Consider the following 7,492-nt stretch of genomic DNA (forward strand, 5'->3'; position numbering starts at 1 on the left):
GCGTTTTCGCAATTTGTGAAGCAATACGTATGTTCATTTTTGTGAAGTGATGAGTGATGAACGATGAATGATGCGTCAGCAAACTCATCACTCATCGTTCATCACTCACCACTCATTATTTTTTATTGAAAAAGTCTCTGCTCCTTTTTCGCTTTTCGGCTATGGGCGACGTGGCCCTGCTGGCTCCTGTTGTGCAGGCCTTCACATTACGTTATCCTGATGTAGGCATTACGTTGGTAACACGTCAGAAATTCGCGGTTTTCTTCGAGCATTTCCCCAACGTTCGCGTCGTTGGTGCTGACTTTGATGGTCGCCACAAAGGATTCAACGGCTTAGTAAAGTTATTCAACGAACTGCGTCAATTGGGCTCTTATCAGGTCATTGGGGATGCTCATCAGAATCTTCGTTCGGCGGTTCTGAAATCACTGTTTCGGCTCGTAGGTGTTCCATCTGTTACGTTGGATAAAGGACGAGCGGAGAAAAAAGCCTTAACGCGGAAGGAGAATAAAATCCGTCGCCGGTTGCCGCATAGTGCCGAACGTTACGCCAACGTATTCGACCGGGCCGGGTTTTTGATCGAGCCGGCCCGGCGGTTTAAATTCCCAATCGTTACGGCTGCCCAAGACGAACTTGCTACGTTCCTCGAAAGCCAGAACCTTTCCTCCAACACACCCTGGTTAGGAATTGCCCCTTTCGCACAGCATCAGCAAAAAATGTGGCCATTCGAGCGATTTGCACCGTTACTGGAAAAACTCTACGCCGAACAACCGCTTACCGTTTTTCTGTTTGGTGGAGGGCCAGCCGAGATTGCTCAACTGGAAACGCTACGTCAGCAATTTCCACAGGCAATAGTAGTAGCTGGAAAACTTTCCCTGGCCGCCGAACTGGCGCTAATCCGTCGGTTAACCGGCATGCTCTGTATGGATTCGGGAAACATGCATCTGGCTGCTCTGAGCGACGTACCGGTGCTGTCCATTTGGGGATCTACACATCCTGACGCGGGTTTTGGTCCGTGGGGGCAGAGCGATGAGGCTATCCTTCAGGTATCGACCGATGTACTTACCTGTCGTCCCTGTTCGGTTTTCGGCAACAAACCCTGCTGGCGGGGCGATTTGGCCTGTTTGTACGAAATTTCAGTAGAATCAGTAGCAAAGCGGGTGCACATTCTGCTTAGCCAGCGGACAATTTAACCAGCGCTTACACGGAGTATAAGGCACTTAAAAATTCTTCTTTTTCGGACGCAACTCCCTGATCTCGAAATTAAACGAGATATCATTCATGCACTTGAAGTGTTTTAGCGGACAGGCTGCCCCGTTTGCTGCCGAACAGGGTCGGCAGCCAAGTCCCGGTGTTTCGAGCCGAACATAAGGGGTTTTATAAGGATAAAACCCGAATTGGGGCGTCGTACTTCCCCAGATGGCATATACTTTTTTTCGAAAAGCGGAGGCTACATGCATCAGACCAGTATCGTGGCTGAATACTACCCGCGCCCGTTGTACTAACGACGCCGATTGATTGAGGTTAAAGAGCCCACACGCGTTAAACACCTGCCGTTCGCCAAGGGCTTTTACAATTGCCTCGCCCGCCTTCCGATCAGTTGCGTCGCCCAGTAATACAATAGGATAGTTAATTTTACGACATAACTCAATCATCCGACGAACGGGCAACCGGCGGGTCAGGCTCTGCCCACCAATGGCATACGCAACAAAGTCGTGCTGGTGTGTTGCAGGCAGCCAATCCTGCTCAACTTCATCTTTGTAAGGAATAAAATAATCCAGTCCACGCCCGTCGTTCTCAATGCCCAGCGGCTGTACAACGGCCATGTACCGATCGACGATATGCTGATCAGGCAGTGCATTAACCTTCCAGCGAACATAGAGCCACTGCCTTAAGGACTGCTTTTCCAGGCTATATGATCGGGTGCCCAGCGCGAGCCTGACCAAGCTCGTTGTGAACGAATTTTGAAGATCAATTACGTAGTCGAACTGCTCTGTACGAAGCTGCTGGATAAGTTGGTATAGACTACTGTCGAGATAATGCTGTTTTGTGAGGTAAGGGTTGAACGTAACGACTGACTGATAGGCAATTTTTGTGCAATAATGAATTTCCGCTTCAGGAAACTGCTTCTTTAAACAACGCACAACCGGCGTTGTCAGCACAACGTCGCCAATGGAGGTAAACTGCAAAACCAATACCTTAACCGGGCTTGCCATAGCACAATCATTTTTACAAAGCTATTGCATTTACAGAAAGTCAGCAAACAAATTAATTTGGCCACCAGCGTGGTTTATTTGGGGTTCTGTACTGGTCATTTGCGCAGGTCACGCAGGTTGCCAGCGAATTGATGATTACCGGGTCAGCTGTACTAACGGGCGAACCCACCGCCTTACTTCGATCAATCAGAATGTAACCTTCAGATACCCCAACAGCTCCAAAATACCCGTATGCTTTTAAGCTGGCATTACTGGTTGAATGAATGTTACCACCGATACTCGCTGGGGCGGCATCAAATAAACCACCCGTATTCGACACCTGCTGACGAGACGACTTAAAAAAATCATAAATGCCTTTACTCAGCGATTGCTGCGTGACTTCAAGGTAGTAGGGCGTACTGGCGTCGTACGGTACTCGCTGAATAAACTGACGACTGATAGAGTTACCGTTTACGTTCACATCCGACATGATGTTAATGCAGTTGATGTAACACCGTTTGATATCCCAGCAATTGGAGCAGCAGGGTATGCCACTATAGTAACCACTGGGGCTACCAAATACATATACCTTTGCACAAACGAACGTAAACTCGTAGTGGGTCCATTCCCAGCGATAGTAATCGCCGGTTGTTTCGGGGTCTTTCGTATCCACGTAAACATCCCACCCATTGGCTCTGCCGTTGTTCGTCTCCTGCGGATCATAGCGGTATTCGTAGTAGATCCGGTCCATAGGTGGAGACGCTTTCAGTACTTCCGGCGCGGATTCATACTGCTCACCGTTGCGGGTACGAATCGTCAGCTTATACGTCCGCCCCACCACACCCCGAATGCCGGTAGCACTGGTCTGGTACGTACCACCCGGCGCTTGCTCCTTCAATGTCTCCTGATTACCAAGGTTATCCGAAATGATGACGGTTGCTCCTGTTTCGAGCAGATTTAGGCTTTTATACGAATAATCGGCGGTACGGGTCATCTTCACCGAATAAGGGCCGGGTTGGTTGGTAATCGTGCCTTCCACAATCAGCGAGGGCGCAATACTTACTTTATCTGGTTGAAATTCTGTCACGCACGAAACAACTAGCCCGACGAACAAGATCAGTTGTGTGTAGAGTAAAAACCGTCCTTTCATCAGAATTTGAAATTATAAGTCAGTGATGGAAACGCTGTCCCGAAAATTGACAGCTTATAAGCGTCAGCGTCCGCAGCTGGGCTCAGTTTATAAAAGACGGAATACGCATTCTTGTGCGCGTACACATTATAGATCGAGAAAACCCAACTACTCTGGTTCCGCTTTTTCTTGGCCGGATTCTGCTCAAAGGTCATCGAAAAATCAAGCCGGTGATAATCGGGAACACGCTGCTGATTTCGGTCGACGTAAATAGGTACCAGCACACCTGCCACGCGGGCTATGGCCGCTGGCTGCGTTGTCGGGCGACCGGTGCTATACGTGAAATTCAGCGACAGATTAAACCAGTTCGTTGGTCGATACGTAGCCAGCACATTCAACGTATGCGGTTTATCGTAATTGGCGGGATAGGGATTTCCATTGTTCACCTGTTCAGCGACGAACGGACTGTTCATTGTCAGGAATGTACGGGCAAATGTGTAGCTCATGAAGCCTGTCCAGCGGCCTTTATTTTTACGTAACAACCCTTCAAAGCCGTAGGCCTGTCCGTTCCCCTGCACAATCTGGGTTTCAACGGCTTCGGCCAGTTGCAATTCAGCACCATCCCGGTAATCAATCGCATTCGTCAGGAGTTTATAATACACCTCGCCCGATAGCTCAATGGCGTTATCGGTTGTGTTGCGGAAATAACCCAGCGACCACTGATCGGCTATAACGGGCTTCGTATACGTATCGCTCAGGTGCCAGCGCGAGGTTGGCAAAGCCGCCGTCGTATTGGTGACCTGCTGAATGTACTGACGCAACCGGCTATACCCTGCTTTGACAGCTTTGCCTTCGCCCAACGACCACCGGACTGATAAACGCGGCTCCAGTCCACCCATTGAGTGATAAATTTTTCCTGCACCATACGTCTCAGTCGACGTAACGGTTTCGTCCTCACGTGGGCCATTTTCCTGATACGTCCGCACCGTCGCTGGCCCACGATTCAGCAACTCGGAATAACGAAGTCCGGCAAGCAACGATACGTCATCATTGAGTTTCCATTCGTCCTGAATATAGGCCGCCAGTTCATACGCTTGCTCACGGGCCAGATCAACGGGTAATACGTTAGAAAGTGGTCCTGGTTCGCGGGTGTTGGGCTGAATCTGGTAATCAATAATACTAAGTCCAGCCTGCCACTGATGCGTTTCGTTGGGCGTATAGGTCAGATCCGACTTAAGCTGTCGATGCCAGACACCGGATTTGAGTTGAAACGCATTCGCGGAATCAGGCGACGACAGATTGGCTTTATACCGACTCAGAATCAGCGATGTCGACAGATTCAGTTGCTTATTCATGAAGTAATTCCAATGTAGCGAGCCGGTCATCGACTGGTAATTAAACCTGGTCGACGACGCATTAATCTCCTGTCCCGACAGCGAATCGGACGCTAGCTTAAACACGTCTTTGCTGATATATCCCGTAAACGTAACGGTATGCTTTTCACTGGGCTGGTACTTGAGTTTAGTCGTTATATCATAGAAGTTGGCCGTAGTGCCCCTCAGATTCGGCGGAGCCAGTTTGAACAGAAAATCATTGAACGAAGCCCGGCCAGCTGCCAGAAACGAGAGCTTGTTTTTGATAATCGGCCCCTCTACGCCTAAACGACTCGAGATAAGACCAATACCGCCATTGACTCCCCACTTTTCGGTGTCGGGCTCCTTTATTCTCACATCCAGTACCGACGATGCCCTACCCCCATACGCAGCCGCTACGCCCCCACGATTCAGCGTTACGTCGCGCACTACGTCGGGGTTGAACACGGAGAAAAAACCCATCAAATGACTTGAATTGAACACGGGCGCATCATCGAACAGAATCAGGTTTTGATCGGCACTTCCACCCCGCACATTAAACCCGGGCGCTCCCTCCCCGACGGTGGTTACGCCTGGCAGCAATAACAGACTGCGAACAATGTCGACTTCACCCATCAACGGCGGAATGCGCCGGATGCTACGTATGGTTAACTGCGATACGCCAATTTCAACTTTACGCACGTTCCGATCCGGCGCTTCGCTCGTTACAATGACCTCCTCCAGATCCTTTGCGTTATCTTCCATCGTGATTTCGCGGAAGAGCATCTGCCGCAATGAAATCGTGTCCTGGCGGGCCCGGTAACCAATATGCGTGAATCGGAGAATGTATTTGCCGGGTGGAAGCTGCACAACGTAAAATCCGTCTTTCGCCGTTACGTACCCTTTCGATACGTCCAGCACGACAATATTAACCCCCTGGATAGGCTTTCCTGTTTTCGCATCCCGTACGTAACCCGTAGCTGAAAACGTGGTTGGTGGCGCTTTTGAACCCGAATTTGGCTGAGCGTTTAGCCCGTTGAGCAGACAGATTGACAAAAACAGTACGTATAAAAAACGCATATTGCCGGGTTTATGAGACGCTGAGGAATTTCAGGAAATTAGCAACCGAACTTCCTGAAATGATAAAAGAGATAGGCGTTCTAATTTACCCTATCTCTTTTATCATTAATCAACAATTAATCCCTCTATTTATCCTATTTACGTATCTGCGTTCGGCGTTGTTGCAGATAAGTTGTCATTTCTTCCAATGTCAGCGCATTAAACGTCATGGCTTTGGTCAGTCCGCCTTTTCGGCCGATGGCTACGCCGTAATGCATATCCAGCAGACCCGCCAGATCGTGTGCGTCGGGGTTGATGCTCAACATCACGCCCTGTTGCATTGCGTAGTCGATCCAGTGCCAGTCCATGTCGAGCCGATATGGGCTGGCGTTGATTTCGATCACTACGTTGTGTTCGGCACAGGCGTCGATGATGGCGCGGTGATCGATGGGATAGCCTTCGCGGGCGAGCAGCAGCCGACCGGTAGGATGGCCGAGAATAGTGGTGTACGGGTTTTCGATGGCACGTAGCAGCCGGGTCGTTGCTTTTTCGAGCGACATGGTCAGCGTTTGATGCACCGATGCCACTACGTAATCGAACGTCGCCAACGTAGCGTCGTCGTAATCCAGCGAACCATCGCTCAGAATATCGGATTCAATGCCTTTGAAAACACGAAATTCCGCCCCGAAGCCTTTATTGAGCTGATCAATCTCGTCCTGCTGCTGGCGAACCCGATCCATATCCAGACCATTGGCATACGTAGCGGTTTTGGAATGATCGGCGATGCCAAAATACGTTAAGCCCAACTCACGACAATAAGCGGCCATATCCGCCACCGACTGCTTTCCATCCGACCAGGTACTGTGGTTATGGAGCGTTCCGCGCAGGTCGTCCCACGTAACGAGTTCGTCAGTCTGATGGCGACTCGCCCAGCGAAAGGCGAACTCATTTTCCCGCATTTCGGGCACGATATACGGCAAACCCGCGCGTGCGTAAATGGCTTTTTCTACCTCATCTGTAGCGGCTTCAGTCACTTCAGAAACAACACTGGAATAAGCCACTTGCAGCAGCGATGCTCCACCCGTTCCAACCTGCTGAAGATGCGAATCGGTAGCGGTATGAATAAACAACTGGCGATTCATCTGCTCGGCAGGAAACAGCAGCAACTCTACCTGAACGTCGAACCCGTCGAGTTGTCCCCGCCACACAAACGGCGACGATTCCTGCTCATTTTGCTCTAGATTCTGAAATTGGTTGATCGTCAGCATGGCCGAGATTGGGTCGCTGGTCTGGATAAGCAATTGCACCGTATCAACCTCCTGGGCTTTCCGGCGCACTTGTCCGCTGATCTCAACCCGGTTGAAGTGTTGCGTCAGTTGTTCACGCAATAGATTCGCCACCAGAGCGGCCTTATCCATTCTGACTTTTCCCTGCTGCTCCTGCAAGAACTCCAGAGCCGCCAGAATTTTTTCCTGCGTATTGGCACCAAAGCCTTTGATTTTAGCGATTTCACCGTTTTCGCCCGCCTTTTGCAAATCACGCAGGTTGTCGATGCCCAGCTCATGCCAAAGCGTACGTATTTTTTTGACGCCCAGGCCCTTAATCCGAAACATATCCAGCACACCTTCCGGGGTTTGCGCCAGCAGCTCGTCGAGGTCGGTCAGGCGACCCGTTTCGGCAATTTCCCGGATTTTCAGCGCAACCGATTTCCCAACGCCCTGCAATTTGACCAGTTCCTCTACCGGAAGATTCGCCAGATC

General features: G+C 50.3%; 5 protein-coding genes. 1 reads left to right on the forward strand and 4 read right to left on the reverse strand.

The genetic code is table 11. From position 1 onward, the window contains the following. Nucleotides 1-125: 125 nt before the first annotated feature. Complete coding sequence (locus ACOJS8_RS11350; protein WP_420148656.1) at nucleotides 126-1,190, forward strand: glycosyltransferase family 9 protein; 1,065 nt, start codon at nucleotides 126-128, stop codon at nucleotides 1,188-1,190. A 27-nt stretch (nucleotides 1,191-1,217) separates the two neighbouring features. On the opposite strand, the gene ACOJS8_RS11355 is transcribed toward ACOJS8_RS11350, so the two are convergent. From ACOJS8_RS11355 to ACOJS8_RS11370, 4 genes are all read right to left on the reverse strand, one after another. Then, nucleotides 1,218-2,213 (reverse strand): glycosyltransferase family 9 protein, encoded by a 996-nt coding sequence (locus tag ACOJS8_RS11355; RefSeq protein WP_420148657.1) that lies wholly within the window; start codon nucleotides 2,211-2,213, stop codon nucleotides 1,218-1,220. 52 nt (nucleotides 2,214-2,265) lie between these two features. Beyond that, nucleotides 2,266-3,342, reverse strand: coding sequence for a DUF4249 domain-containing protein (locus ACOJS8_RS11360; protein WP_420148658.1), 1,077 nt, complete (start codon nucleotides 3,340-3,342; stop codon nucleotides 2,266-2,268). After that, nucleotides 3,342-5,753 carry a TonB-dependent receptor gene (locus tag ACOJS8_RS11365; RefSeq protein WP_420148659.1) on the reverse strand — a complete coding sequence of 804 codons (2,412 nt, stop codon included), beginning with the start codon at nucleotides 5,751-5,753 and terminating at the stop codon, nucleotides 3,342-3,344. The genes ACOJS8_RS11360 and ACOJS8_RS11365 overlap by 1 nt, the downstream gene beginning before the upstream one ends. A gap of 134 nt (nucleotides 5,754-5,887) precedes the next feature. Then, a partial coding sequence (locus ACOJS8_RS11370) for a helix-hairpin-helix domain-containing protein (RefSeq protein WP_420148660.1) occupies nucleotides 5,888-7,492 on the reverse strand: 1,605 nt, incomplete at its 5' end.

The sequence above is a fragment of the Spirosoma sp. genome (assembly GCF_048594605.1).
Classification (GTDB): domain Bacteria; phylum Bacteroidota; class Bacteroidia; order Cytophagales; family Spirosomataceae; genus Spirosoma.

Bases quoted from the DNA above. Each gene is read 5' to 3' on its own strand.
- ACOJS8_RS11355 (WP_420148657.1), bottom strand. From the start codon at position 2,213: ATGGCAAGCCCGGTTAAGGTATTGGTTTTGCAGTTTACCTCCATTGGC.
- ACOJS8_RS11360 (WP_420148658.1), bottom strand. From the start codon at position 3,342: ATGAAAGGACGGTTTTTACTCTACACACAACTGATCTTGTTCGTCGGG.
- ACOJS8_RS11365 (WP_420148659.1), bottom strand. From the start codon at position 5,753: ATGCGTTTTTTATACGTACTGTTTTTGTCAATCTGTCTGCTCAACGGG.